The 24,725-nt window shown below is 66.2% G+C and carries 23 protein-coding genes; 19 read left to right on the top strand and 4 right to left on the bottom strand.

The window, feature by feature from the left end; genetic code table 11:
- Positions 1–74: 74 nt before the first annotated feature.
- The 7 genes from lpdA to P0086_RS16465 all read left to right on the top strand — a co-directional run bounded on the left by lpdA (position 75) and on the right by P0086_RS16465 (position 6,244).
- Complete coding sequence (gene lpdA / locus P0086_RS16495) at positions 75–1,520, top strand: dihydrolipoyl dehydrogenase (protein WP_148192303.1); 1,446 nt, start codon at positions 75–77, stop codon at positions 1,518–1,520.
- Between the two features lie 464 nt (positions 1,521–1,984).
- Positions 1,985–2,230 carry a GlsB/YeaQ/YmgE family stress response membrane protein gene (locus P0086_RS16490; RefSeq protein WP_148149041.1) on the top strand — a complete coding sequence of 82 codons (246 nt, stop codon included), beginning with the start codon at positions 1,985–1,987 and terminating at the stop codon, positions 2,228–2,230.
- Positions 2,231–2,277: 47 nt separating this feature from the next.
- Positions 2,278–3,252: a lipoyl synthase gene (gene lipA / locus P0086_RS16485; protein ID WP_112594036.1), complete on the top strand. Its 975-nt coding sequence runs from the start codon at positions 2,278–2,280 to the stop codon at positions 3,250–3,252.
- Positions 3,253–3,324: 72 nt separating this feature from the next.
- Positions 3,325–3,918, top strand: a complete 594-nt coding sequence (locus tag P0086_RS16480) for an AAA family ATPase (protein ID WP_275787429.1) — start codon at positions 3,325–3,327, stop codon at positions 3,916–3,918.
- Positions 3,919–4,075: 157 nt separating this feature from the next.
- Positions 4,076–5,485, top strand: coding sequence for a pyridoxal-dependent decarboxylase (locus P0086_RS16475; RefSeq protein ID WP_275787427.1), 1,410 nt, complete (start codon positions 4,076–4,078; stop codon positions 5,483–5,485).
- An 82-nt stretch (positions 5,486–5,567) separates the two neighbouring features.
- Positions 5,568–6,017: a type II toxin-antitoxin system RatA family toxin gene (locus tag P0086_RS16470; protein WP_112594039.1), complete on the top strand. Its 450-nt coding sequence runs from the start codon at positions 5,568–5,570 to the stop codon at positions 6,015–6,017.
- A gap of 62 nt (positions 6,018–6,079) precedes the next feature.
- Positions 6,080–6,244 carry a hypothetical protein gene (locus P0086_RS16465; protein WP_162714773.1) on the top strand — a complete coding sequence of 55 codons (165 nt, stop codon included), beginning with the start codon at positions 6,080–6,082 and terminating at the stop codon, positions 6,242–6,244.
- A 16-nt stretch (positions 6,245–6,260) separates the two neighbouring features.
- On the opposite strand, the gene P0086_RS16460 is transcribed toward P0086_RS16465, so the two are convergent.
- Entirely contained in the window at positions 6,261–6,755 is a 495-nt protein-coding gene (locus P0086_RS16460; protein ID WP_275787542.1) for a CinA family protein, read from the bottom strand.
- Positions 6,756–6,757: 2 nt separating this feature from the next.
- On the bottom strand, positions 6,758–7,969 hold the full coding sequence (locus P0086_RS16455) for a bifunctional 2-C-methyl-D-erythritol 4-phosphate cytidylyltransferase/2-C-methyl-D-erythritol 2,4-cyclodiphosphate synthase (RefSeq protein WP_275787424.1): 1,212 nt from the start codon (positions 7,967–7,969) through the stop codon (positions 6,758–6,760).
- Positions 7,970–8,139: 170 nt separating this feature from the next.
- Here P0086_RS16455 and dusB point away from each other — a divergent pair, with 170 nt between their 5' ends.
- From dusB to hflX, 8 genes are all read left to right on the top strand, one after another.
- Positions 8,140–9,147 (top strand): tRNA dihydrouridine synthase DusB, encoded by a 1,008-nt coding sequence (gene dusB, locus P0086_RS16450; protein WP_275787422.1) that lies wholly within the window; start codon positions 8,140–8,142, stop codon positions 9,145–9,147.
- On the top strand, positions 9,144–10,292 hold the full coding sequence (locus P0086_RS16445) for a nitrogen regulation protein NR(II) (RefSeq protein WP_112594043.1): 1,149 nt from the start codon (positions 9,144–9,146) through the stop codon (positions 10,290–10,292). The genes dusB and P0086_RS16445 overlap by 4 nt, the downstream gene beginning before the upstream one ends.
- A gap of 3 nt (positions 10,293–10,295) precedes the next feature.
- Entirely contained in the window at positions 10,296–11,750 is a 1,455-nt protein-coding gene (ntrC, locus tag P0086_RS16440) for a nitrogen regulation protein NR(I) (RefSeq protein WP_112594044.1), read from the top strand.
- A 191-nt stretch (positions 11,751–11,941) separates the two neighbouring features.
- Complete coding sequence (locus P0086_RS16435; protein ID WP_275787419.1) at positions 11,942–14,215, top strand: PAS domain-containing sensor histidine kinase; 2,274 nt, start codon at positions 11,942–11,944, stop codon at positions 14,213–14,215.
- A complete protein-coding gene (locus tag P0086_RS16430) occupies positions 14,205–15,572 on the top strand; it encodes a sigma-54 dependent transcriptional regulator (protein WP_112594046.1) in 1,368 nt (455 codons plus the stop codon). The genes P0086_RS16435 and P0086_RS16430 overlap by 11 nt, the downstream gene beginning before the upstream one ends.
- Before the next feature lie 30 nt (positions 15,573–15,602).
- Positions 15,603–16,979: a Trk system potassium transporter TrkA gene (gene trkA / locus P0086_RS16425; protein ID WP_112594047.1), complete on the top strand. Its 1,377-nt coding sequence runs from the start codon at positions 15,603–15,605 to the stop codon at positions 16,977–16,979.
- Between the two features lie 275 nt (positions 16,980–17,254).
- Positions 17,255–17,497: an RNA chaperone Hfq gene (hfq, locus tag P0086_RS16420; RefSeq protein WP_112594048.1), complete on the top strand. Its 243-nt coding sequence runs from the start codon at positions 17,255–17,257 to the stop codon at positions 17,495–17,497.
- Between the two features lie 47 nt (positions 17,498–17,544).
- Complete coding sequence (hflX, locus tag P0086_RS16415; RefSeq protein WP_275787415.1) at positions 17,545–18,894, top strand: GTPase HflX; 1,350 nt, start codon at positions 17,545–17,547, stop codon at positions 18,892–18,894.
- 36 nt (positions 18,895–18,930) lie between these two features.
- Here hflX and mazG read toward each other — a convergent pair whose 3' ends face one another.
- Together mazG and P0086_RS16405 are read right to left on the bottom strand one after the other, a co-directional pair.
- Complete coding sequence (gene mazG, locus P0086_RS16410) at positions 18,931–19,764, bottom strand: nucleoside triphosphate pyrophosphohydrolase (protein WP_112612438.1); 834 nt, start codon at positions 19,762–19,764, stop codon at positions 18,931–18,933.
- Positions 19,765–19,785: 21 nt separating this feature from the next.
- On the bottom strand, positions 19,786–20,373 hold the full coding sequence (locus P0086_RS16405) for a nucleoside deaminase (protein ID WP_275787412.1): 588 nt from the start codon (positions 20,371–20,373) through the stop codon (positions 19,786–19,788).
- A gap of 209 nt (positions 20,374–20,582) precedes the next feature.
- Between P0086_RS16405 and cysG the strand changes: the two genes are divergently transcribed.
- From cysG to P0086_RS16385, 4 genes are read left to right on the top strand one after another with little or no spacing between them, the layout of a single operon-like run.
- A complete protein-coding gene (gene cysG / locus P0086_RS16400; protein WP_275787410.1) occupies positions 20,583–22,022 on the top strand; it encodes a siroheme synthase CysG in 1,440 nt (479 codons plus the stop codon).
- A 1-nt stretch (position 22,023) separates the two neighbouring features.
- Positions 22,024–22,341, top strand: coding sequence for a DUF2849 domain-containing protein (locus P0086_RS16395; protein WP_112594053.1), 318 nt, complete (start codon positions 22,024–22,026; stop codon positions 22,339–22,341).
- Positions 22,342–22,351: 10 nt separating this feature from the next.
- The gene (locus P0086_RS16390; protein WP_112594054.1) at positions 22,352–24,025 is read left to right on the top strand and encodes a nitrite/sulfite reductase; all 1,674 of its coding nucleotides are present in this window, start codon (positions 22,352–22,354) and stop codon (positions 24,023–24,025) included.
- A gap of 12 nt (positions 24,026–24,037) precedes the next feature.
- Positions 24,038–24,538: a DUF934 domain-containing protein gene (locus P0086_RS16385; protein ID WP_275787407.1), complete on the top strand. Its 501-nt coding sequence runs from the start codon at positions 24,038–24,040 to the stop codon at positions 24,536–24,538.
- Positions 24,539–24,725 lie beyond the last annotated feature (187 nt).

Below are 24,725 nucleotides of genomic sequence, written 5' to 3'. Positions count from 1 at the left end.
CCGCTCCTCCAAGGACGACAGGCGGTTCCCGCAAACGGGAAACGCTGCAAGAGAAAAGAGGAGTGGAAGCGCTCATGGCGAATGCTTACGACGTCATCGTTATCGGTTCGGGTCCCGGCGGCTACATTGCCGCGATCCGCGCCGCCCAGCTCGGCCTGAAGACCGCCATCGTCGAGCGGGAGCACCTGGCCGGCATCTGCTCGAACTGGGGCTGCATCCCGACCAAGGCGCTGTTGCGCTCGGCGGAGGTGTTCCACTATGCCAAGCACCCGGGCAACTACGGCATCAAGATCGAGGGTAGCGTGACGCCGGACCTGAAGGCGATCGTCGCCCGGTCGCGCGGCATCGCCGAGCGCATGAACGGCGGCGTCGGCTTTTTGATGAAGAAGAACAAGGTCGACATCATCTGGGGCGAGGCGAAGCTCTCCAAGCCCGGCGAGATCGTCGTCTCCAAGCCGTCGAAGAAGCCGGTGGAGCCGCAGGCGCCGCTGCCGAAGAACGTACTGCCGGAAGGCACCTACACCGCCAAGCACATCATCATCGCGACCGGTGCGCGCCCGCGCGCACTGCCGGGCATCGAGCCGGACGGCAAGCTGATCTGGACCTATTTCGAGGCGATGAAGCCCGCGGAAATGCCGAAGTCGCTGCTGGTGATGGGCTCCGGCGCGATCGGCATCGAGTTCGCCTCGTTCTACCGCACGCTCGGCGTCGACGTCACGGTCGTCGAGGTGATGAAGACGGTGATGCCGGTCGAGGATGCGGAGATCTCCGCACTCGCCAAGAAGCAGTTCGAAAAGCAGGGCATGAAGATCCACCTGGAGGCCAAGGTCACCAAGGTGGAGAAGGGCGCGAATTCCATCACCGCCCATGTCGAGATGAAGGACGGCAAGGTCGAGACGATCACCGCCGACCGGATGATCTCGGCCGTCGGCGTCCAGGCCAATATCGAGAACATCGGGCTCGAGGCGCTGGGCGTGAAGACCGACCGCGGCTTCATCGCCATCGACGGCTACGGCAAGACCAACGTGCCGGGCATCTATGCGATCGGCGACGTCGCCGGTCCGCCGATGCTGGCGCACAAGGCCGAGCACGAGGCGGTGATCTGCGTGGAGAAGATCGCAGGTCTGCCCAACGTCCATCCGATGGACAAGCTGAAGATCCCGGGCTGCACCTATTGCCACCCGCAGGTCGCCTCGGTGGGCCTGACGGAGGCGAAGGCGAAGGAACTGGGGCGCGACATCCGCGTCGGCCGTTTCCCCTTCGTCGCCAACGGCAAGGCGATCGCGCTCGGCGAGGACCAGGGCCTGGTCAAGACGATCTTCGACAAGAAGACCGGCGAACTTCTGGGTGCGCATCTGGTCGGCGCCGAAGTGACCGAACTCATCCAGGGTTTCGTCGTCGCGATGAACCTGGAGACGACGGAAGAAGAGCTGATGCACACGATCTTCCCACATCCGACGATCTCGGAAACGCTGAAGGAGAGCGTGCTGGATGCCTACGGGCGGGCGCTGAACGCGTAGTCGACGGCGGCGGCAAGGCCTCGGCCCCGCGCGGAGTTTGCCCCTCACCCTGACCCTCTCCCCGCAAGCAGGGAGAGGGAACGAGCCCCGCTCAGTGTCGAGAGTGACGGCGAGCCGGCATGGTCCTTCGCCCCGCCTGCGGGGAGAAGGTGCCGGCAGGCGGATGAGGGGCGGGTTTGTAGCGCGTGCGGTCGGCCACCCTCGGCCGTCACCCGGGCTTGATCCGGGATCCGGTGGCGCCGCGTCTGCGGCGCCGGAAATACTCTTTTCGCGCAAGGGCTTGCGCGAGCTGGATGCCGGATCAGGTCCGGCATGACGGAAGCGAGGTGGCGGCACGGCTGCCACGTGACGAAGATGGGCGGCGCTGGCGTCTGCCCTCATTGCGGGCGGCGAGACGCCTGCCCACATGACGACGGGAGGCGGGTCGGTCGCCTCACGAGGAACGGTTGCGAAGGACGGACGGCATGGAAGTGGGCTGGTTGGCGGGTATCATCATCGGCGGTCTGGCGGGGTGGCTCGCCGGCAAGCTGATGGACATCCGGTTCGGCATCTTCATGAACATCGTGATCGGCATGGTCGGCGCGCTGGTGGCGAATGCCGTGTTCGACCGGGCCGGCATCCATGTCGCAGGCGGGTGGCTGGGTTACCTGGTGCAGGGTTTCGTCGGCTCGTGCATTTTGTTATTCATCGCCAAAATCGTCAGGCGTTGACGGGTTATTCGCGCGCGGTTTTGAGCAGCGGCTGAAGGCAGGTTTACATGGTCACCATTCTCGACAGGACGATCCCCGGCGAAGAAAAGCGCCTGCGGCACCCGGAAAAGGCGCATCGTCCCGACAACGAGGTCATGCGCAAGCCGGAATGGATCCGCGTGCGCGCGCCGGTCTCCAAGGGTTACCAGGAGACGCGCTCGATCGTGAAGGAAAACAAGCTGGTGACGGTCTGCGAGGAAGCGGGCTGCCCCAATATCGGCGAGTGCTGGGACAAGAAGCACGCCACCTTCATGATCATGGGCGAGATCTGTACGCGCGCCTGCGCGTTCTGCAACGTCGCCACCGGCAAGCCGAACGCGCTCGACATGGCCGAGCCCGAGAACGTGGCGAAGGCCGTCAGAGAGATGGGCCTCAGCCATGTGGTCATCACCTCGGTCGACCGCGACGACCTGGAGGACGGCGGCGCGGAGCATTTCGAGAAGGTGATCTGGGCGATCCGCGCAGCTTCGCCGTCGACGACGATCGAGATCCTTACGCCGGACTTCCTGAAGAAGCCCGGCGCGCTGGAGCGGGTCGTCGCCGCCAAGCCGGACGTCTTCAACCACAACCTGGAAACGGTGGCCGGCAACTACCTGACGGTCCGCCCCGGCGCCCGCTATTTCCACTCGGTCCGGCTGCTGCAGCGGGTGAAGGAGCTGGATCCGACCATGTTCACCAAGTCCGGGATCATGGTGGGGCTCGGCGAGGAGCGCAACGAGGTGCTGCAGCTGATGGACGACCTGCGCACGGCGGACGTCGACTTCCTGACGATCGGCCAGTACCTGCAGCCGACCCGCAAGCACCACAAGGTGGAGAGCTTCGTCACGCCGGAGGAATTCAAGTCCTACGAGACGGTCGCCTACACCAAGGGCTTCCTGATGGTGTCTTCCAGCCCGCTGACGCGCTCGTCGCATCACGCCGGCGACGATTTCGCCCGCCTGAGGGCGGCGCGCGAGAAGAAACTTCTGGCTGCAGCCGAATAGACATTCGCGCCACCTTGCCTTAAGTCCCGCCGTCCCACCGGACGGCGGGATTTTTCGTTTCAGGGGAAGGCCATGACGGCTTCGACGACCATCGAGACTGCCGCCGTGCGGCTTGCGACCGCGCAACGCATACTCATCCTCGGCTGCTCCGGCAGCGGCAAGAGCACGCTTTCGCTGCGTCTTTCAGACATGCTGGGTCTTCCGTATGTCTCGCTGGACCGCGAGGTGTTCTGGATGCCGGGATGGCGGAGGCGACCGCGGGGCGAGGCGCTCGCCCGTCTGGAGGCGGTGGTGGCGAGGGACCGGTGGATCATGGACGGCACCAGCCCCGGCACGTTGCCCTTGCGTCTGCCCCGCACCGACCTCGTCGTCTGGACACGGCCGCCACGCCGCGTGGCGCTGCAGGGCGTGCTGTCGCGCTGGCTGAAGTTTCGCGGGCGGACGCGGCCGGAGATGGCCAACGGTTGCCCGGAACGCGTCACCCGGGAGTTTCTGCGCTACGTCTGGAACTTCGAGCGAACGGAGAGCCCGGAGATCGAGGCGAGGCTTGCCGAACATCCGTCGGTGCCGGTGATCGTGCTCCGCTCGCGTCGCGAGGCCGACCGGCTGGCCGCTGCTGCAATCGAGGCGGCTGCCGCGCGGGTACCGGCGCGGGCAACCCGCTAACCAGAGCAACGAGAAGGGGCGGCCACGGCGGTTCGGCGCCGCCCCGGCAATCGCGCAAAAGGATTTGTCGCCCGGTCATTGCAGGCGTAGGCTGTCGTGGCCGCCGATGCGGGGAGGCGCGGCGGCGGGTTGCGACACATCACGCGGGAGGTTGCGGATGGAGGTGGACAGCCTTTTTCGCCTGGCGGCCGCCGAGGCCGCGCGTTTTCGCAATGACGTGGCCGAGCGGCCGCACCGGCCCCTGCGCGGCTATGCCGACAGCGTCTCGGTCTTTTCCGAACCCCTGCCGGACCAGGGCGCCGATGCGGAGGGCGTGCTCTTGCAACTGGTGGCGATGGCCGAGCCCGGCCTGCATCTCATGGCCGGCCCGCGCTTCTTCGGCTGGGTGATCGGCGGCTCGCATCCGGCCGGCGTCGCAGCCGACATGCTGACCTCGGCCTGGGGGCAGAACGCCGGAAACCACACGGCGGCCCCGGCTGCCGCCGCCGCCGAGGTGGTCGCCGGGCGGTGGCTGCTCGACCTGCTCGACCTGCCGCGGACGTCCTCCATCGGCTTCGTCACCGGCGCCACGGTCGCCAATTTCACCTGCCTTGCCGCCGCGCGCGGCGCGGTCCTGCGCGCCCACGGCTGGGATCCCGATACCAAGGGGCTCTTCGGCGCGCCGCCCATTGCTGTTCTGATCGGCGACGACGCGCATACCACCATCTTCTCCGCCCTGCAGTTTCTCGGGCTCGGCCACGACCGGGTGGTGCGCGTCGAGACGGACGGGGAAGGACGGATCCGGCCGGAGGCTTTCGCGCGCGCGATGGCCGCAGTCGACGGCCCGGCGATCGCCATCCTGCAGGCGGGGCAGATCAACACCGGCGCCTTCGACGAATTCTCGACGCTCATTCCGCTCGCCAAGGCGAAAGGTGCCTGGGTACATGTCGACGGTGCCTTCGGGCTCTGGGCGCGGGCGTGTCCCGAGCGGCGGGCGCAGGCCGATGGCGTCGAGCTTGCGGACAGCTGGGCGACCGACGGCCACAAGTGGCTGCAGACCCCCTATGACAGCGGCTATGCGATCGTGCGCGACGAGCTGGCGCACCGGCGGGCGATGACGATCGCAGCCAGCTACCTGCCGCTGGCAGGGGAAGGCGAGCGCGATCCGAGCCACTACGTCCCGGAATTGTCGCGGCGGGCGCGCGGCTTTGCCACCTGGGCCATGATCCGCCATCTCGGCCGCAGCGGCATAGCGGCGATGATCGAGCGCAACTGTCGGGCTGCGACGATCCTGGCCGAACGCCTGGCCGGGAACAGCGGCATTGCGGTGCTGAACGCGGTGAAGCTGAACCAGGTGGTGCTGCGGTTCGGCGCCAGGCTTTCACCGGATGCGGGCGACCGGCTGACGCAGGAGGTGATCGCGCTCGTGCAGAAGGACGGCCGCATCTTTGCCGGCGGCGCGGTCTGGCGCGGCCGGCAGGTGATGCGTCTGTCGGTCAGCAACTGGCAGACCGACGAGGAGGAGGCCGAGCTCGCGGCCGATGCCGTCCTGTCGGCCTATGAGCGGGCGGTGGACGGCGCCGGGTGAGGGCGGATGGCCCGTGTGCGAAAGCGCTGCCTTCGATGTGCGGCATCTTGTTTCGCGGCGCGGGTTTTTATATCTCCAGCGCATGCCACAGTTCGAAACCCGGCGGCCGGTGCCGCACAGCCCCGAACAGATGTATGCCCTCGTCGCCGACGTGGAGCGCTATCCGGAGTTCCTGCCGCTCTGCGAGGGACTTGCCGTCCGGTCCCGCAAGGAGCGCGACGGCAAGGAACTGCTGGTGGCCGACATGACCGTCGGCTACAAGGCGATCCGCGAGACCTTCACCACGCAGGTGCTGCTGAACCCGGGCGACACGGCGATCGACGTCAAGTATCTGGACGGGCCGTTCCGCTATCTCGACAATCGCTGGCGTTTCGAGCCGTTGGGCGAGGGCAGGTGCAACGTGCACTTCTTCATCGACTACGAGTTCAAGAGCCGCATCCTGGGGGCGCTGATGGGCTCGATGTTCGATCGCGCCTTCCACATGTTCTCCGAAGCCTTCGAGAAACGCGCCGAAACGATCTACGGCAGCTGAACAAAATCGCCGGCTCGTCCGTCACGACTGCAAGGGTCGGGCGGGATGCTGGAGTTTTGGGCATGAACGGATTGCTTCTTGCGTTGAATGTCGCCTCGCTGGTCTTCGCCGCCTTTCTCGTTCTCGCAAGTCATACGGGCATTTCCGGCAGCGGGGTCTCTTCCGTGTCGGCGTCGATGGCCGGCGCGCCGGCGCCGGGTGTGCGCCGCTTTTCGCCACAGCGTTGAGGACCAGACGAAGCCTTCAGCCGGTTCCGAGTTCGTCCAGCATCTGCAGGGCGGTCCTGACGGTGGCAAGCCGGATCTCGTGGCGACCGATAGCGCCGTATCGCATCGCCCGATGCGACGTCCGGCCGTGGCGACGGGCCGCGGCCAGGTGAACGAGGCCGACCGGTTTTTCCGGCGATCCGCCGGCAGGTCCCGCAATGCCGGTGACCGCGACGGCGCAATCGGCCCTCGATGCGGCGAGCGCACCTTGGACCATTTCCAGCGCCGTCTCCTCCGACACCGCGCCATGCGCCGAAAGTGTCTCCGGCCGGACACCCAAAAGGGCGGTCTTGGCCTCGTTGGAATAGGTGACGAAGCCGCGATCGACGACCGCGGAGGATCCGGCGATCTCGGTGAGCGCTCCCACGATGAGGCCGCCGGTGCAGGATTCTGCGGTTGCCACCAGGAGCCCGCGCGCCGCAAAATCGGAAATCAGCCGGCTGGCCGCCTGCTCGATATCGGCCGGCCACATGCTCATGACGGACGCCCCCGATAGACGACGGTGGCGGTGGCGATGGCGGCGATGCCCTCGCGGCGGCCGACGAAGCCGATCTTCTCGTTGGTCGTCGCCTTGACCGAGCAGCGCTCGAGCGCGATCCCCAGGAATTCGGAGAGCCTGTGCCGCATCTCGTCCCGGTGCGGACCGATCTTCGGCGCCTCGGCGATGAGCGACACGTCCGCATTCATGATCGTGCCGCCATGCTCGCGGACGATCCTTGCCGCGTGCTCGAGGAAGATCCGCGACGCTGCGCCCTTCCATTGCGGGTCGGAGGGCGGGAAGTGATCGCCGATGTCGCCGGCGCCGCAGGTGGCGAGCAGCGCGTCGGTCAGGGCATGCAGCGCCACGTCCGCATCGGAATGGCCTTTCAGTTTCTGGTCGTGCGGGATGAAGACGCCGCAAAGCGTGACGCCGTCGCCGGGCTCCAGCTGGTGGACGTCGTAGCCGTTGCCGGTGCGCACGTCGGCAAGCGGCGGCGAAAGGCGTTCGTCGGCCATGATGATATCCTTGTGCAGGGTCAGCTTGACGTTGGCCGCCGATCCCTCGACGAGCCGGACCGGGACCCCCGCCCATTCGGCGATCGCCGCGTCGTCGGTGAAGTCGTCGCGGCCATCCTCGGCGGCCCGCCGGTGTGCGTCCAGGATGGTGCCGAAATGGAAGGCCTGCGGCGTCTGGGCGGCGAACAGACCGGCGCGCGGGACGGTCTCCAGAACGTGACCGGCGGTGTCGGAGCGCTTCAGCGTATCGGCGACGGCGACGGCGGGCAGGACGGCGCATTCGCCGGAGACAAGCGCCGCAGCGATCCGGTCGAGCAGCGGCTTGTCGACGAAGGGGCGCACCGCATCCTGGATCAGCACGTGGTCGACGTCGAAGGAACACAACGCCTCGAGGCCGGCGAGCACGGACTGCTGTCGCGTGCGGCCGCCGGTCACGGCCTGGATCCGGTCCCTGCCGCCTTCCAGCTGGTCCAGCGCCGCATCGAACAGGTCGCGGTCGTCGGGGTGGATCACGGCGACGATGCGGCAGGCGGGGTCCCATTTGACAAAGGCGTCGAGGGTATGAGAAATAACGGGCCTTCCGGCGATCCGGCGATACTGCTTCGGGCCGTCCGGGTGCGATCCGGCCCGTTCGCCGCGCCCGGCGGCAACGACGATCACACCGCAGTTGATCCGTTTTCGTGCGCCCATTCTGTGCTGGTCCCCTGCGCTACATGCCGTTCCGGCCGGTTTAGAACGATCGCCGCCGCTTTGCCAGACGCGCTGCGGAAATTTGCGGCACTGTGCCAAAACGGCTTGGCAAGCGGTACTAAAATGGCTAAAAATAATGCACGATAGTAGATTGCTTGAAAGATAAGCATTTGGTTCCGGCGTTCCTTTCAGATCCCCTGGCGATCGGGCGGCAAGTCCTGCGCAACCGTGTCGTCCTTGCGCCGATGTCCGGCGTCACGGATCTGCCCTTTCGCGAACTCGCCTGGCGTTTCGGCGCGGGGCTGGTCGTCACCGAAATGGTCGCCAGCCGCGAGCTTGCCGCCAATGCCCCCGAATCCTGGTCGCGGATCCGCAATCGCGGCATTCGCCCGCACATGGTCCAGCTCGCCGGGCGCGATGCCGGCTGGATGGCCGAGGCGGCGAGGCTGGCCGAGGCCCATGGCGCCGACATCATCGACATCAACATGGGATGCCCGGCCAAAAAGGTGATCGGCGGGTATTCCGGGTCGGCCTTGATGCGCGAGCCCGACCATGCGCTGCGGCTGATCGAGGCGACGGTTGCGGCCGTCAAGGTGCCGGTGACGGTCAAGATGCGGCTCGGCTGGGATCACGACAGCCTGAACGCCCCGCAGATCGCCGCACGGGCGGAAGCCGCCGGCGTCCAGATGATCACGGTGCACGGCCGCACACGCATGCAGTTTTACGAAGGCAGGGCCGATTGGGACGCGATCCGCGCCGTGCGCGATGCGATCGCGATACCGCTCGTTGCCAATGGCGATGTCGACACCGTCGAGGATGCGGCCGAGATCCTGCGGCGCTCCGGCGCCGACGCGGTGATGGTCGGGCGCGCGGCACAGGGGCGCCCGTGGCATCCGGCCGTGCTTGCCGGAGCCTGCGCGGCGCCCGACGGGCTCGCCTTGGCCGGCCTCGCCGTCGAGCACTACCGGATGATGCTCGATTTCTATGGCGTCGCGGCCGGTCTGCGGCACGCGCGCAAGCATGTCGGATGGTATCTGGACCGGCACGCGCCGGGGCTCGCGCCCGCGGACAGGGCGGCGCTGATGACGTCGACCGACAGCGAATTCGTGGCCGGCCAACTGGCTGCGGCATTGATCGAACACGGCACGTCCATGCGACCGGAAGAGATAGCGGCATGACCAGTTCAGACGACGAACGCCGGCAGCAGTCCGACGGCAACGGACTGGCAATGGCGGTGCTCAACGCCATCCAGCATCCGGTCATCCTCGTCGACGAGGCCGGGCATATCGCCTTCGCCAACTGGGAGGCGGAATCCTTCTTCGGCGCGAGCGCCAGCCATCTGTCACGGCATAATGTCAGCAATTTCATACCGTTCGGCAGCCCTCTTCTCACATTGATCGAACAGGTGAGGGAGCGGCTGGCACCGGTCAACGAATACCGTGTCGATCTCAGCTCGCCGCGGCTCGGCGCCGACAAGCTCGTCGATCTCTACGTGGCGCCGGTGGCGACCAATCCGGGCTCCGTGGTGGTGGTGCTGCAGGAACGCTCGATGGCGGACAAGATCGACCGCCAGCTGACCCATCGCGCCGCCGCCCGCTCGGTGACCGGGCTCGCCTCGATGCTGGCGCACGAGATCAAGAACCCGCTGTCGGGCATTCGCGGCGCCGCACAGCTGCTGGAGACCTCCGTCGAGGACGAGGACCGGGCGCTGACGCGGCTCATCTGCGACGAGACCGACCGTATCGTCTCGCTGGTCGACCGGATGGAGGTCTTCTCCGACGAGCGCCCGGTCGACCGGGTGGCGCTCAACATCCATTCCGTGCTCGACCACGTGAAGGCGGTGGCGAGCGCCGGCTTTGCCCGCAACATCAAGATCACCGAGAACTACGACCCCTCGCTGCCGCCGGTCTATGCCAACCGCGACCAGCTGGTGCAGGTGTTCCTGAACCTGATCAAGAACGCGGCGGAGGCGGTGGGCGACCGGCCGGACGGCGAGATCCAGCTGACGACAGCCTACCGGCCGGGCATCCGCCTTTCGGTGGCGGGCACGCGCGAGAAGGTGTCGCTGCCCCTGGAGTTCTGCGTGCACGACAACGGCCCGGGCGTGCCGCCGGACCTGCTGCCGCACCTGTTCGACCCGTTCATCACCACCAAGACCAACGGGTCCGGCCTCGGGCTGGCGCTCGTTGCCAAGATCATCGGCGGCCACGGCGGCATCATCGAATGCGACAGCCAGGGCCACCGCACCACGTTCCGCGTCCTGATGCCGGCCTCCAAGGGGCTGCGCGAGGACGACGACATCGCCGCAGAGCAGAGGAAGTAGCAGATGACAGGCGCCACCGTCCTTGTTGCCGACGACGATGCGGCAATCAGAACCGTCCTCAACCAGGCGCTGAGCCGGGCGGGCTACGATGTCCGCATCACGTCCAATGCGGCGACGCTGTGGCGCTGGATTGCGGCCGGCGAAGGCGACATCGTCGTGACCGACGTGGTCATGCCGGACGAGAACGCCTTCGACCTGCTGCCGCGCATCAAGAAGGCGCGGCCGGACCTGCCGGTGCTGGTGATGAGCGCGCAGAACACCTTCATGACGGCGATCAAGGCATCGGAGCGGGGCGCCTACGACTACCTGCCGAAGCCGTTCGACCTGACGGAACTGATCGCCATCATCGGCCGCGCGCTGGCGGAACCGAAGAGGAAGCCGGCCAAGCTCGACGACGACACGCAGGACGGCATGCCGCTGGTCGGCCGTTCGGCCGCCATGCAGGAGATCTACCGGGTTCTCGCCCGGCTGATGCAGACCGACCTGACGCTGATGATCACCGGCGAATCGGGCACCGGCAAGGAACTGGTGGCGCGCGCCCTGCACGACTACGGCAAACGCCGCAACGGACCGTTCGTGGCGATCAACATGGCGGCGATCCCGCGCGACCTGATCGAATCGGAGCTGTTCGGCCACGAGAAGGGCGCCTTCACCGGCGCGCAGAACCGTTCCACCGGTCGCTTCGAGCAGGCCGAGGGCGGCACGCTGTTCCTCGACGAGATCGGCGACATGCCGATGGACGCGCAGACGCGGCTCTTGCGCGTGCTGCAGCAGGGCGAATACACGACCGTCGGCGGGCGCACGCCGATCCGGACCGACGTGCGCATCGTCGCGGCCACCAACAAGGACCTGAAGCAGTCGATCAACCAGGGGCTTTTCCGCGAAGATCTCTACTACCGCCTGAACGTGGTGCCGCTGCGGCTGCCGCCGCTGCGCGACCGGGCCGAGGACATTCCCGACCTCGTACGCCACTTCGTCCAGCAGGCGGAGAAGGAGGGGCTGGACGCCAAGCGATTCGACCAGGAGGCGCTGGACCTGATGAAGGCGCATCCCTGGCCGGGCAATGTGCGCGAGCTGGAGAACCTCGTCCGGCGGCTGACCGCACTTTATCCACAGGATGTCATCACCCGCGAAATCATCGAGACGGAACTGCGCGCGGACATTCCCGACAGCCCGATCGAGAAGACGACGGCCCGCAGCGGGGCGCTTTCGATCTCGCAGGCGGTCGAGGAAAACATGCGCCAGTACTTCTCCAGTTTCGGCGACGGCCTGCCGCCGCCGGGCCTCTACGACCGGGTTCTGGCCGAAATGGAGTATCCGCTGATCCTCGCCGCGCTGACGGCGACGCGCGGAAACCAGATCAAGGCCGCCGACCTGCTCGGGCTCAACCGGAACACCCTGCGCAAGAAGATCCGCGAGCTCGGCGTCTCGGTCTATCGCAGCTCCCGTCTGGCTTGACTTCGTCGCCGGCTGCGTTGCATTTTCGCCACATTGTGTTGCATGGTGGTAACAGATGCACGCGGGGGCGAATAGGCGGTGATCATCCCTCGTTCTCTCCCCAGAGGAGCCGGAGCTTGCGCTTGCGGACCCGTGCTTCTGCTTGAACGAGGTATCGGCCAGTCGCTGGCCGGTCGGAGTGAGTGCTTCGGATGAACGAGAATGCGACCCTCATCGGGGGTGGAGAAGACGCCGCCGGCAATGGCCGCGACCGCAGGGCCTCGTTCGCGCTTCCGGGCCTCCTGCTCGCCGGCGGCGCGCTGGTCGCCGCGACGCTGTCGCTGTTCATCCTTCTGGGGCTGACGCCGATCAAGCCCGAGGCGAACGTGATCATCGCCTCGGTGGCGGTCAACGCGCTCTTCGTCATCGGGCTCATCATCCTGATCGGCCGCGAGATCGCCCGGCTGCTCAAGGCGCGTTCGCGCGGCCGCGCGGCGGCGCGGCTGCATGTCAGGATCGTCGCGCTGTTTTCGATCGTGGCGATCACGCCGGCGATCCTCGTCGCCATCTTCGCCTCGATCACGCTCGACGTCGGGCTGGATCGCTGGTTCTCGATCCGCACGCAATCGATCGTCAGCTCGTCGCTGAACGTGGCGCAGGCCTATGTGCTCGAGAATGCGAGCTACCTGCAGGGCCAGACCGTGTCGATGTCGAACGACCTGGAGCGCAACCGCCAGCTCTACAGCCTCGATCGCACCGGCTTCAACGACCTCATCACCCGGCAGGCCCGCGGCCGCGGCATGCTCGGGGCTTTCCTGGTGCGTGGCGACGGTTCGCAGGTGCTGCAGGCCAACATCCCGACCGAGAAGCCGCTGCCGCCGGTTCCCGACGAGGCGCTGAAGGCGGCTGCCGCCGGCCAGCCGACGCTCATTCCGCCCGGGACGACCAACCTCGTCGGCGCGGTGATCAAGCTCGACAACATCCCCGACACCTTCCTCTACACGATCCGCACCGTCGACCCCGAAGTCATGCGCTCGATGCGGATGATGGAGGACAATACCGCGGAATACCGCGCGCTGGAGGCCGGCCGGACGTCGCTGCAAATCGCCTTCGGGGTGCTCTATCTCGGCTTTGCGCTGATCGTGCTTTTGGCGGCGATCTGGACGGCGATCGCGGTGGCGGACCGGATCGTGCGGCCGATCCGGCTTTTGATCGGGGCGGCGGACGCCGTCGGATCGGGCAATCTCGACGTGCACGTGCCGGTGCGGGCCGCCGACGGCGACGTCGGCAACCTGTCGCGCACCTTCAACAAGATGATCGCCGAGATCCGGGCGCAGCAGGGACAGATCCTCGACGCCAAGGACGAGATGGAGCAGCGCGGCCACTTCATCGAGGCCGTGCTGTCGGGCGTGACGGCGGCGGTGATCGGCGTGGAGGAGGGCGGCCGGCTGACGATCGCCAATTCGTCGGCCGAGCTTCTGTTCGGCCGTCCGGCGGGATCGCTCGTCGGCGCAGAACTCGCGGAGATCTCGCCCGAGGTCTTCGAGGTGCTGCAGGAGGCGACACACCGCTTCCGCAACGACCATCGTCGCCAGATCAACATCATGCGCGGCGGCACCGAGCGGACGCTGAACGTGCAGGTAACGCGCGAGGAGGCGAAGGACGCCAAGGAATCCTACGTCATCACCATCGACGACATCACCGACCTCGTCATCGCCCAGCGCTCCACCGCCTGGGCCGATGTCGCCCGCCGCATCGCGCACGAGATCAAGAACCCGCTGACGCCGATCCAGCTGTCGGCGGAACGCATCCGCCGTCGCTACGGCAAGCAGATCAACCAGGACGATCGTGCGGTGTTCGACCAGTGTACGGACACGATCGTGCGGCAGGTCGAGGATATCGGCCGGATGGTGGACGAGTTCTCGGCCTTTGCCCGCATGCCCAAGCCGACCAAGGACAGGTCGGACCTGCGCGCCATCCTCAAGGATGCGGTGTTTCTGCGCGAGATGGGCAATACGCACGTGACGTTCCTGAAGGATTTCGAACATGCGCCGCTGGTCGGGAACTTCGATTCCCGCATGCTGGGCCAGGCGTTCGGCAACATCATCAAGAACGCGGTCGAGGCGATCGAGGCGCTGCCGGCCGACATCCAGCGCGAGGAACGCAAGATCCTGGTGCGCGCAAGTCGCGACGGGGTCAGCGGCCATTTCGTCGTGGACGTGATCGACAACGGCAAGGGCCTGCCGACCGAGAACCGGCACCGGATCCTCGAACCCTACATGACGATGCGCGAGAAGGGCACGGGGCTCGGTCTGGCGATCGTGAAGAAGATCATCGAAGACCACGGCGGGCAGCTGGAACTGCACGACGCGCCGCCGGACTTCGACAACGGCCACGGCGCGATGATCCGCGTGATCCTGCCCGCCGAGGAAATCCCGGCCGTCGATGCGGAAGAAGAAGACAAGGAACTGACCCATGGCCTCTGATATTCTGGTGGTGGACGACGAAGAGGACATCCGCGAGATCGTCTCGGGGATCCTGTCCGACGAGGGCCACGAGACGCGGACCGCCTATGACAGCGACAGCGCGCTGCAGGCGATCAGCGACCGCGTGCCGCGCCTGGTCTTCCTGGATATCTGGATGCAGGGCAGCCGGCTGGACGGGCTGGCGCTGCTCGACGAAATCAAGAGCCGCTATCCCGACCTTCCGGTCGTGATGATCTCCGGCCACGGCAACATCGAGACGGCGGTGTCGGCGATCCGGCGCGGGGCCTACGACTTCATCGAGAAGCCGTTCAAGGCGGACCGGCTGATCCTGATCGCCGAACGGGCGCTGGAGAACTCCAAGCTGCGGCGCGAGGTGACCGAGCTGAAGCGCCGCTCCGGGGATGCGGTCGAACTGATCGGCACGTCGGTGGCGGTCTCGCAGCTGCGCCAGACCATCGAGAAGGTCTCTCCGACCAACAGCCGCATCATGATTCTCGGGCCGTCCGGCTCGGGCAAGGAACTGGTGGCGCGGATGATCCACCGCAAGTCTAGCCGCGCCAACGGCCCGTTCGTCGTCTTGAACGCGGCGGCGATCACGCCGGAGCGGATGGAGATCGCGCTCTTCGGCACCGAGGGCGGCGGCGGCGGGCAGCAGCGCAAGACGGGCGCGCTGGAGGAGGCGCATGGCGGCATCCTCTATCTCGACGAGATCGGCGAGATGCCGCGCGAGACGCAGAACAAGATCCTGCGGGTCCTCGTCGACCAGCAATTCGAGCGCGTCGGCGGCTCGAAGCGGGTCAAGGTCGACGTCCGGATCATTTCGTCGACGGCGTACAATCTCGAGAGCCTGATCGCGGAGGGCGCGTTCCGGGAGGACCTCTATCACCGGCTCGCCGTCGTTCCCGTCCGCGTGCCGCCGCTGGCCGAGCGGCGCGAGGACATTCCCTTCCTGGTCGACATGTTCATGCGGCAGATCAGCGAACAGGCCGGCATCCGCGCGCGCAAGATCGGCGACGACGCGCTCGCCGTGCTGCAGGCGCACGACTGGCCCGGCAACATCCGGCAACTGCGCAACAACATCGAACGGCTGATGATCCTCGCCCGCAGCGACGGTCCGGACAGTGCGATCACCGCCGACATGCTGCCGACGGACGTGGGCGATATGCTGCCGAAGGTTTCCAGCCAGGGCGACCAGCACATCATGACGCTGCCGCTGCGCGAGGCGCGCGAGATGTTCGAGCGCGACTACCTGATCGCCCAGATCAACCGTTTCGGCGGCAACATCTCGCGAACGGCCGAGTTCGTCGGCATGGAGCGCTCGGCGCTTCATCGCAAGCTGAAATCGCTCGGCGTCTGAGGCGGGCACAGGGGCTTCGGGGTAGGGCACATGAAGGTCATCATCTGCGGCGCGGGCCGGGTCGGCTACGGCATCGCCGAGCGGCTGGCACAGGAAGACAACGACGTTTCGGTGATCGATACGTCGGCGGCGCTGGTCGCGGCGATCACCGAGACGCTCGACGTCAGCGGCGTCGTCGGTCATGGCGCGCATCCGGACGTGCTGGCGCGTGCCGGCGCCGAGCAGGCCGAGATGATCATCGCCGTCACGCTGCATGACGAGATAAACATGGTCGCCTGCCAGGTCGCCCATTCCCTGTTCAAGGTGCCGACGAAGATCGCCCGCATCCGGGCGCAGAGCTACCTGGCGCCGGAATACTCCGACCTCTTCTCCCGTGACGACCTGCCGATCGACGTCGCGATCTCGCCGGAGATCGAGGTCGGCAAGATGGCGCTCAGGCGCATCTCCTATCCCGGCGCGACCGATGTCGTGCGCTTTGCCGACGACAAGATCGTCATGCTGGCGATCGAGTGCATGGAGGATTGCCCGGTCGTCAACACGCCGCTGCAGCAGCTGACGGAGCTCTTTCCCGATCTGAAGGCGACGGTGACGGCGGTCTTCCGCGAAGGCAAGCTGTTCGTCGCCAAGTCCGCCGACGAGCTGCAGACCGGCGATCTCGCCTATGTCGTCTGTGACTTCGCGCATGTCCGACGCACCCTGTCGCTGTTCGGTCACGAGGAGCAGGAGGCCCGGCGGATCGTGATCGCCGGCGGCGGCAATATCGGCTTCTTCGTCGCAAAGACGATCGAGCAGTTCCAGCCGCGCACGCGCATCAAGATCATCGAGAGCGACCGGGACCGGGCGGTCCACATTGCCGACCAGCTGCGCAACACCGTGGTGCTGCACGGATCGGCGCTGGATCAGAAGATGCAGCAGCAGGCGGACATGGAGAATGCCGACCTGTTCGTCGCGCTGACCAACAACGACCAGATCAACATCCTCGGCAGCGTCATGGCGAAGAGCCTGGGCTGCAAGCAGAGCCTCGTGCTCCTCAACGATCCGGCTTTTCACGACCTGATCGACAGCATGGACATCGACGCGCACATCAATCCGCGCGCCGTCACGATCTCCGGCATCTTGCAGCATGTGCGCAAAGGGCGGATCCGCTCGGTCTATGCCGTGCAGAAGGGCTCGGCGGAGGTGATCGAGGCGGAGGCGCTGGAGACCTCGCCGCTCGTCGGCACGCCGTTGAGGGACCTCGACCTGCCGGAGGGCATCCGCATCGGCGCGATCTATCGCGACGGAAACGTGCTGCCGCCGGGCGGCGACCTGCGCATCAAGGCGAAGGACCGGGTGGTGCTGTTTGCGACGGGTGAAGCCGTTCGCCACGTGCAGCAACTTTTCCGTGTCAGTATCCAGTATTTCTAGCACGGCCCTTTCGCCGACGGCCGCCGGTCAGAGGGGTAGGCGCTTCGTCTGCGCTGCCCAGGACGGGTTCCTCATTCGGCGTATTTTGGCGGGTTGTTGTCTGTCTGTGACAGTGCTGCCCGGATAAGCCATGATACTTTTTTCGACATTGCGGAGAAGTCTGCGATTTGATACCTAAACCGTTGGATGGGCGAAATGTGCGTCGCCTGTCTTCGGGGCATCAATGTTTTAGTCAACCGGTCGAAAGGACCGGCAATCAAGAAAGAAGCGGCGCGATGGCGGAACGTTCTCAGAATTTGCAGGATCTTTTTCTTAATACCGTTCGCAAACAAAAGATTTCCCTCACAATATTCCTGATCAACGGCGTGAAGCTGACGGGCGTTGTGACGTCTTTTGACAATTTCTGCGTGCTCCTGCGGCGCGACGGCCACTCGCAGCTCGTCTACAAGCACGCCATCTCCACCATCATGCCCGGCCAGCCGCTGCAGATGTTTGAGAACGAAGAAAGCGCCTCCTGACAAGGTGAAGGCTGATTAGCAAACGCGATACATCCCAGGATTCGATCGTGCCGGAGCTTGAAAAGCGCCGCGACGATTCGCGTGCCGTCGTCATCGCCCCGGTCATCAAGAAGGGGCGGGCCGAGGCCAATGGCGTGGTGTCGCGCTCGGACGAGGCACGCCTTGCCGAGGCGATCGGTCTGGCGCGGGCGATCGATCTCGACGTCGTCTTCTCCGCTATCGTCCCGGTCTCGCAGCCGAAGCCGGGCACGCTGCTCGGCACCGGCAAGATCGAGGAGATCAAGACGGCGCTGGACGCCAACGATGCGGGGCTGGTGATCGTCGATCATCCGCTGACGCCGGTGCAGCAGCGCAACCTCGAGAAGGAATGGAATGCCAAGGTCATCGACCGTACCGGCCTGATCCTGGAGATCTTCGGCCGCCGCGCCTCCACCAAGGAAGGCACGCTGCAGGTCGAGCTCGCCCATCTCAACTACCAGAAGGGCCGGCTGGTGCGCAGCTGGACCCACCTGGAGCGCCAGCGCGGCGGCGCCGGCTTCATGGGCGGCCCGGGTGAAACCCAGATCGAGGCCGACCGCCGGCTGCTGCAGGAGCGGATCGTGCGGCTGGAGCGGGAGCTGGAGCAGGTGCGCCGCACCCGCCAGCTGCATCGCGCCAAGCGCAAGAAGGTGCCGCACCCGATCGTGGCGCTGGTCGGTTATACCAATGCCGGCAAGTCGACGCTGTTCAACCGCATCACCGGCGCCGGTGTGCTCGCCGAGGACATGCTGTTTGCCACGCTCGACCCGACGCTCAGGCGGATGAAGCTGCCGCAGGGGCGGACCGTGATCCTCTCCGACACCGTCGGCTTCATCTCCGACCTGCCGACCCATCTCGTCGCCGCCTTCCGCGCGACGCTGGAAGAGGTGCTGGAGGCGGACCTGATCCTGCACGTGCGCGACATGTCGGATCCCGACAACGGCGCCCAGGCATCCGACGTGCTGCGCATCCTCGCCGATCTCGGCATCGACGAGAAGGATGGCGCCGAGCGCATCCTGGAGGTCTGGAACAAGATCGACGACCTGCCGGACGAGGCGCGCGAGGCGCTCGTTCAGAAGGCGGCCGCGACGCCGAACACGATCGCCGTCTCGGCATTGACCGGGGAAGGCGTCGATGCGCTGATGGCCGAGATCAACCGGCGGCTTTCCGGCGTCCTCGTCGACCGCGACGTGGTGCTGCCCGTCGACAAGCTGCAGGTTCTGCCCTGGCTCTACGACCATTCGATCGTCGATGAGCGCGAAGACCAGGAAGACGGCCGCGTGCGGATCGCCGCCCGGCTGACGGAGACCGAGGCTGCCGAACTGGACCGGCGATTGGGGCAGGGCGAGCAACGCCCCCTCGAGGACTGGGAACGGTAACGTTCATTCTGGCGGGCGGCCGTCGCCCGCGTACTGTCAGCCGAGTTGCCGCTCGATCGCCTTGGCGGCCTGCCAGAGTTCTTCCATCCGCTCCAGCGTCGCCTGTTCCAGCGTCTCGCCGGCGGCCGTGAGCTCGGTCTCAATGTGGGCGAATCGGCGGCGGAACTTGGCGTTCGTGCCGCGCAGCGCCATTTCCGCATCCGTATCGGTGTGGCGGCCGATGTTGACGACGGCGAAGATCAGGTCGCCCAGCTCGTCGGCGACCTTCTTCCGGTCGCCGTGGCGCAAGGCTTCGCGCAACTCGCCGACTTCCTCCTCGATCTTGTCGAGGATCGGTTCGGGCTCCGACCAGTCGAAGCCGACCTTGGCGGCGCGCTCCTGCAGCTTCAGGGCCTCCACCAGAGCCGGAAACGAGCGCTGGACGGTGCCCAGGTGGCCGGTATCGCTTTCGGGCGGCAGTCCGCGGCCGGCGCGCCGCTCGCGGCGCTCACGCTTTTCCGCCTGCTTGATCGCGTCCCACTGGGCTTTCACCCGCTCGGGCGTATCGGCATCGGAGCGGTCGAAGACATGCGGATGACGGCGGATCATCTTCTTCGTGATCGCCTCGACCACGTCGCCGAAGGCGAATTCTCCGGCCTCCTCGGCGATCCGGGCGTGAAAGACGACCTGCAGCAGCAGATCGCCGAGTTCGTCGCAGAGGTCGTGCATGTCGGCGCGCTCGATCGCGTCCGCGACCTCATAGGCTTCCTCGATCGTATAGGGCTTGATGGTCTCGAACGTCTGGACGACGTCCCACGGGCAGCCGGTCTCCGGCTGGCGTAGCGCGGCCATGATGTCGATGAGACCCTTTATGTCGCGTGACGGCTGCATGCGCTCCACTCCGTCCCTCGCTCAGTTGAGCGGAATGCTGTTGTCGTTCTTGCCGGACTGGTAGCTTTCCGACAACCGGTCGTAGGCGTGCCGGATGCGCGCGTCCTGCGCCTTCAGTTCGGTTTTCTCGGGCTCGCGCGCCACGGCGATCAGATCGCCGATCGCGGCCGATCGCCAGAAGGCGTTCGTCTTGGCGTAGCCGCCCGGCTCGAGGCGGAAGACTTCCTTGAGGATCTTCAGATCATGCGGGATCGCAAACGCGTCGCGCGAATCCTCGTGGGTGAAGAAGTAGTAGAAATTGTCGAAGCCGGCCCAGGTGATGGCCGAGAGGCACATGGAGCAGGGCTCGTGGGTGGAGAGGAAGATCAGCTCCTTCGGATCGGGCTTGTCGGCCTGCTCGTGGAACCGTTTCAGCGCATGGACCTCGCCGTGCCACAGCGGGTTTTCGGTCTCGTTGTTCGTCTCGGCGATCACGAGCGAGAGATCGGACTTGCGCAGGATCGCCGCGCCGAAGATCTTGTTGCCGTCGGCCACGCCCTTTTTCGTCAAGGGGAGGATGTCGTTCTCGATGACGTCGAGCAGACGTCCGGCCAGGGCTTGCTGATCCATGGCGATTTCCTCTTCGGTCGCAATCCGCGCCCACCTTTAGCGGGGCGGCCGGCGCCGAGGCAAGGGGCAACAGCGCCTCGGAGAGATTTGCTCTAAATGCCCTGCAGGCGAGCAAAAGAATACGCCGCCCCGAAAGGCTGCGAATTTCTGTTCCTTTAATTTCCATCCCGTATTGGCGATAGTGCGGCTCACTCGAACCGGACCCTGAGATGCAGCAAGCCAGCAACACGCTTTCGGTGTTTCCCGCCTTCTTCCGTGTCAGCGGACGAAGGGTCGTGGTCGTGGGTGGTGGCGAGGAGGCGTATGCCAAGGTTCGGCTATTGCGCAACACCGATGCCGAGATCGTCGTGGTGGCTTCCGGGGCCGCTGCCGATTTTTCCCGCTATCTCGCGGCCGAAGCGATCGAAGTGACCGCCGGGCCGGTATCGGCCGATGTCCTGGCAGGCGCCGTTCTCGTCTTCGCCGCGACGGGCGACGGCGCTGCCGACCGCGACGTTGCAGCCCTCGCGCGGGAACTGCGCATCCCTGTGAATGCCGTCGACCAGCCGGACGAGTGCGATTTCTTCACGCCGGCCCTCGTCAACCGCGCGCCCGTTGCCGTGGCGATCGGGACCGAAGGGGCGGGGCCGGTGCTGGCCCAGATGATCCGCGGCCAGATCGACCAGCTTCTGTCGCCGTCGCTGGGCAGGCTTGCGACGCTCGCCGCTTCCTATCGCGATGCCGTCGAGGCGATGGTGCCGCGCGGCGTGACACGCCGCGTTTTCTGGCGCCGCTTCTTCCAGGGGCAGGTGGCCGACGCCGTCAGCGCCGGCGACGAGGACCTGGCGCGCCGGAAGGCGACCGAGCTCCTGTCCCGGGCCCGCAAGGTCGAAGGCCATGTCTGGCTCGTCGGGGCCGGGCCGGGGGCGGAAGACCTTCTGACGCTGCGCGCGCAGCGGGTGATGATGGAAGCGGACGCGATCGTCTTCGATGCGCTGGTGCCGCAGGCGATCGTCGACATGGGGCGCCGCGATGCCGAGCGCATCTCGGTCGGCAAGCGCAAGGGCTGTCATTCGAAGTCGCAGGACGAGATCAACGACCTTCTGGTGGAACTCGGCCGCGCCGGCAAGCGGGTCGTGCGGCTGAAATCCGGCGATCCCCTGGTCTACGGCCGGGCGGCCGAAGAGATGTCGGCGCTGCGCGAGGCTGGGATTTCCTACGAGATCGTCCCCGGCATCACCTCCGCCTTCGCCGCGGCCGCCGATTTCGAGCTGCCGCTGACCTTGCGCGGCGTCGCCTCGTCGCTGGTCTTCACCACCGGCCACGACCTGACCGGTGCGGTTCTGCCGGACTGGGCGCGGCTTGCCGTCTCCGGGGCGACGATCGCCGTCTACATGGGCCGCACCGTCGCGGCCTCCGTCGCCGGGCGGCTGATGCAGGCGGGCCTGCCGGCCGAGACGACGGTGGCGGTCATCGAGAACGCCAGCCGATCCGACAGGCGGCTGTTGCACGGCACGCTGAAGGACCTGCCGGACCTCGAGCATCGCGACGAACTGACCGGCCCGGTGATGGTGATCATCGGCGATGCGGTCGCAGGCGCCAACTTCGAACACTCCGTCCCGCTCGTCCGCAGCCGCGCGACGACGGACACCGCATATCTGGGAGCATGACATGACAGACAAGGTCCTGACTGCGAACCGGCTGTCGGACGGCATATCCGTCTGGCTCGATGCCGCAGGCAACTGGAACACCTCGTTGCAGGAAGCCTTCGTGGCGCGCCACAAGGAGGCGGTCGAGGCGCTGGAGGCCACCGGCAAGCAGGCGTTCGCCGACAACAAGGTGGTTGACGTCAACGTCGTGGATGTCGAAGAAGTCGACGGCGTGCTGCGCCCGCTTCGGATGCGCGAGCGTATCCGCGCCGGCGGTCCGACCATCCCCTATGCAGCCGGATACTCCGGCCTGAACGCGACCCGCGCGGCCGTGGCCTGAAGGACAAGACATGTATCGCTACGATGAATTCGACCACGCCTTCGTCAACGACCGCGTCGCCCAGTTCCGCGACCAGGTCGCCCGCCGCCTGTCCGGCGAACTGGCGGAGGATGCGTTCAAGCCGCTGCGGCTGATGAACGGCGTCTACCTGCAGCTGCACGCCTACATGCTGCGCGTCGCCATTCCCTACGGCACGCTGAACAGCCGGCAGATGCGCATGCTCGCCCATATCGCGCGCAAGTACGACCGCGGCTATGGCCATTTCACAACCCGGCAGAACATCCAGTACAACTGGCCGAAGCTGTCGGAGCTTCCCGACGCGCTGGCCGACCTCGCCTCGGTCGAGATGCATGCGATCCAGACCTCGGGCAACTGCATCCGCAACGTCACCGCCGACCATTTTGCCGGCGCCGCCGCCGACGAGGTGGCCGACCCGCGGCCCTATGCGGAAATCCTGCGGCAGTGGTCCTCGGTCCACCCGGAGTTCTCCTACCTGCCGCGCAAGTTCAAGATCGCCGTGACCGGCGCCGAGCGCGACCGCGCGGCCATCCAGGTGCACGACATCGGCCTGCACCTGAAGAAGAACGACAAGGGCGAGATCGGCTTTGCCGTCTATGTCGGCGGCGGCCAGGGCCGGACGCCGATGATCGCCAAGAAGATCCGCGACTTCCTGCCGGAAGAGGATCTCCTTTCCTATACGACCGCGATCATGCGTGTGTACAACCTGCATGGCCGGCGCGACAACAAATACAAGGCGCGCATCAAGATCCTCGTGCACGAGACCGGGGCGGAGGAACTGGCGCGGCAGGTCGAGGTCGAGTTCGCCGAGCTGAAGAACACCGAGCTGAAGCTGCCCGAGGCCGACATCGAGGCGATTGCCGCCTATTTCGCGCCGCCGGCGCTGGAACCGCGCGCCGAGGGCTGGGCCAATCTCGCCCAGTGGAAGAAGGCCGATTCTGATTTCGCCCGCTGGGTTCAGCAGAACGTCCAGCCGCACAAGCACCCCGACTACGGCATGGTGACGATCTCGCTGAAGCCGATCGGCGGCATTCCGGGCGATGCCACGGATGCGCAGATGGAGGCGGTCGCCGATATCGCCGAGGAATATGCCTTCGACGAGATCCGCGTCAGCCACGAGCAGAACCTGATCCTGCCGCACGTGGCGCTCGCCGATCTCGAGCCGATCTATCGCGCGCTGGTCGCAGCCGGGCTGGCAACGGCCAATGCCGGGCTGATCACCGACATCATCGCCTGTCCGGGGCTGGACTATTGCGCGCTGGCGAACGCCCGCTCCATTCCCGTGGCGCAGGAGATTTCCAATCGTTTCGCTTCGCCCGAGCGGCAGGCCGAAATCGGCGAGCTGAAGATCAAGATCTCCGGCTGCATCAATGCCTGCGGCCATCACCATGTCGGCCATATCGGCCTGCTCGGCGTCGAGAAGAAGGGCGAGGAGCTGTACCAGATCACGCTCGGCGGCTCCGGCGACGAGAACACGTCGATCGGCGAGATCATCGGCCGCGGCTTCGAACCGGAGAAGGTGACCGACGCGATCGAGGTGATCGTCGACACCTATCTCGGCCTGCGGCTCGATCCGTCCGAGAATTTTCTCGCAGCCTACCGGCGCGTCGGGCCGCAGCCCTTCAAGGATGCGCTTTACGGCAATGCGGCAGCGGCGGCAGCGTAGGGGGGACGCGAGATGACGAGAATCTGGAAGGAAACCGGCTTCGTCAACGACGACCCGTGGGTCATCGAGAACGAGGACATCAAGGCCGGATCGAACGAGAAGGCGATCCTCGGTCTCTCCGACTTCCTGGCCCGTGTCGCCGAAGGCGACGAGGCGGGTTTCGGCGTCCTCATCAATCCTGCGGACGATGTGCGGCGGCTCGAGGGGCACCTGGACCGGATCGCGCTGGTGGCTCTGGCGTTTCCGGCCTTCAGCGACGGGCGGGCCTTCAGCCACGCTTCGCTGCTGCGCTCGCGGCTCGGCTATCAGGGCGAGGTGAGGGCGGTCGGCGACGTTCTGATCGACCACATCCCGCTGATGCTTCGGTGCGGCATCGACAGCTTCGCCGTCACCAATGCGACGGCGCTAAAGCGGCTTTCGGAAAACCGGCTGCCGGGGATCAACAATCACTACCAGCCGACGGCCAGGCCGTCGGCGGACGCGAAATCCTACAGCTGGCGCCGCGTCGGCTGACGCATATTGTCGCGATCGGGGCCCGTTTCCGGCTAAAGACGGATGCGGGCCTTTCTTCTTGTTGCGCCGCACATTATATGAGGGGTGCAAGCGCAGGCCGACCGATGGAATGCATTTTGCGCATGGCCGCTTCCTTTGGAACGCGATGCCTTCCTTCGGCGACCGCAGTATAATATCTGCCTATGCG

It is taken from the genome of Mycoplana sp. MJR14 (assembly GCF_029210525.1).
Taxonomy (GTDB): domain Bacteria; phylum Pseudomonadota; class Alphaproteobacteria; order Rhizobiales; family Rhizobiaceae; genus Mycoplana.
The sequence above is the reverse complement of the archived record's forward strand: the minus strand, read 5'-3'. Positions and strand labels throughout refer to the sequence as shown.

Coding starts and splice junctions, on each gene's coding strand:
- lpdA (WP_148192303.1), top strand. CDS start 75: ATGGCGAATGCTTACGACGTCATCGTTATCGGTTCGGGTCCCGGCGGC.
- P0086_RS16490 (WP_148149041.1), top strand. CDS start 1,985: ATGGAAGTGGGCTGGTTGGCGGGTATCATCATCGGCGGTCTGGCGGGG.
- lipA (WP_112594036.1), top strand. CDS start 2,278: ATGGTCACCATTCTCGACAGGACGATCCCCGGCGAAGAAAAGCGCCTG.
- P0086_RS16480 (WP_275787429.1), top strand. CDS start 3,325: ATGACGGCTTCGACGACCATCGAGACTGCCGCCGTGCGGCTTGCGACC.
- P0086_RS16475 (WP_275787427.1), top strand. CDS start 4,076: ATGGAGGTGGACAGCCTTTTTCGCCTGGCGGCCGCCGAGGCCGCGCGT.
- P0086_RS16470 (WP_112594039.1), top strand. CDS start 5,568: ATGCCACAGTTCGAAACCCGGCGGCCGGTGCCGCACAGCCCCGAACAG.
- P0086_RS16465 (WP_162714773.1), top strand. CDS start 6,080: ATGAACGGATTGCTTCTTGCGTTGAATGTCGCCTCGCTGGTCTTCGCC.
- P0086_RS16460 (WP_275787542.1), bottom strand. CDS start 6,755: ATGTGGCCGGCCGATATCGAGCAGGCGGCCAGCCGGCTGATTTCCGAT.
- P0086_RS16455 (WP_275787424.1), bottom strand. CDS start 7,969: ATGGGCGCACGAAAACGGATCAACTGCGGTGTGATCGTCGTTGCCGCC.
- P0086_RS16445 (WP_112594043.1), top strand. CDS start 9,144: ATGACCAGTTCAGACGACGAACGCCGGCAGCAGTCCGACGGCAACGGA.
- ntrC (WP_112594044.1), top strand. CDS start 10,296: ATGACAGGCGCCACCGTCCTTGTTGCCGACGACGATGCGGCAATCAGA.
- P0086_RS16435 (WP_275787419.1), top strand. CDS start 11,942: ATGAACGAGAATGCGACCCTCATCGGGGGTGGAGAAGACGCCGCCGGC.
- P0086_RS16430 (WP_112594046.1), top strand. CDS start 14,205: ATGGCCTCTGATATTCTGGTGGTGGACGACGAAGAGGACATCCGCGAG.
- trkA (WP_112594047.1), top strand. CDS start 15,603: ATGAAGGTCATCATCTGCGGCGCGGGCCGGGTCGGCTACGGCATCGCC.
- hfq (WP_112594048.1), top strand. CDS start 17,255: ATGGCGGAACGTTCTCAGAATTTGCAGGATCTTTTTCTTAATACCGTT.
- mazG (WP_112612438.1), bottom strand. CDS start 19,764: ATGCAGCCGTCACGCGACATAAAGGGTCTCATCGACATCATGGCCGCG.
- P0086_RS16405 (WP_275787412.1), bottom strand. CDS start 20,373: ATGGATCAGCAAGCCCTGGCCGGACGTCTGCTCGACGTCATCGAGAAC.
- cysG (WP_275787410.1), top strand. CDS start 20,583: ATGCAGCAAGCCAGCAACACGCTTTCGGTGTTTCCCGCCTTCTTCCGT.
- P0086_RS16395 (WP_112594053.1), top strand. CDS start 22,024: ATGACAGACAAGGTCCTGACTGCGAACCGGCTGTCGGACGGCATATCC.
- P0086_RS16390 (WP_112594054.1), top strand. CDS start 22,352: ATGTATCGCTACGATGAATTCGACCACGCCTTCGTCAACGACCGCGTC.
- P0086_RS16385 (WP_275787407.1), top strand. CDS start 24,038: ATGACGAGAATCTGGAAGGAAACCGGCTTCGTCAACGACGACCCGTGG.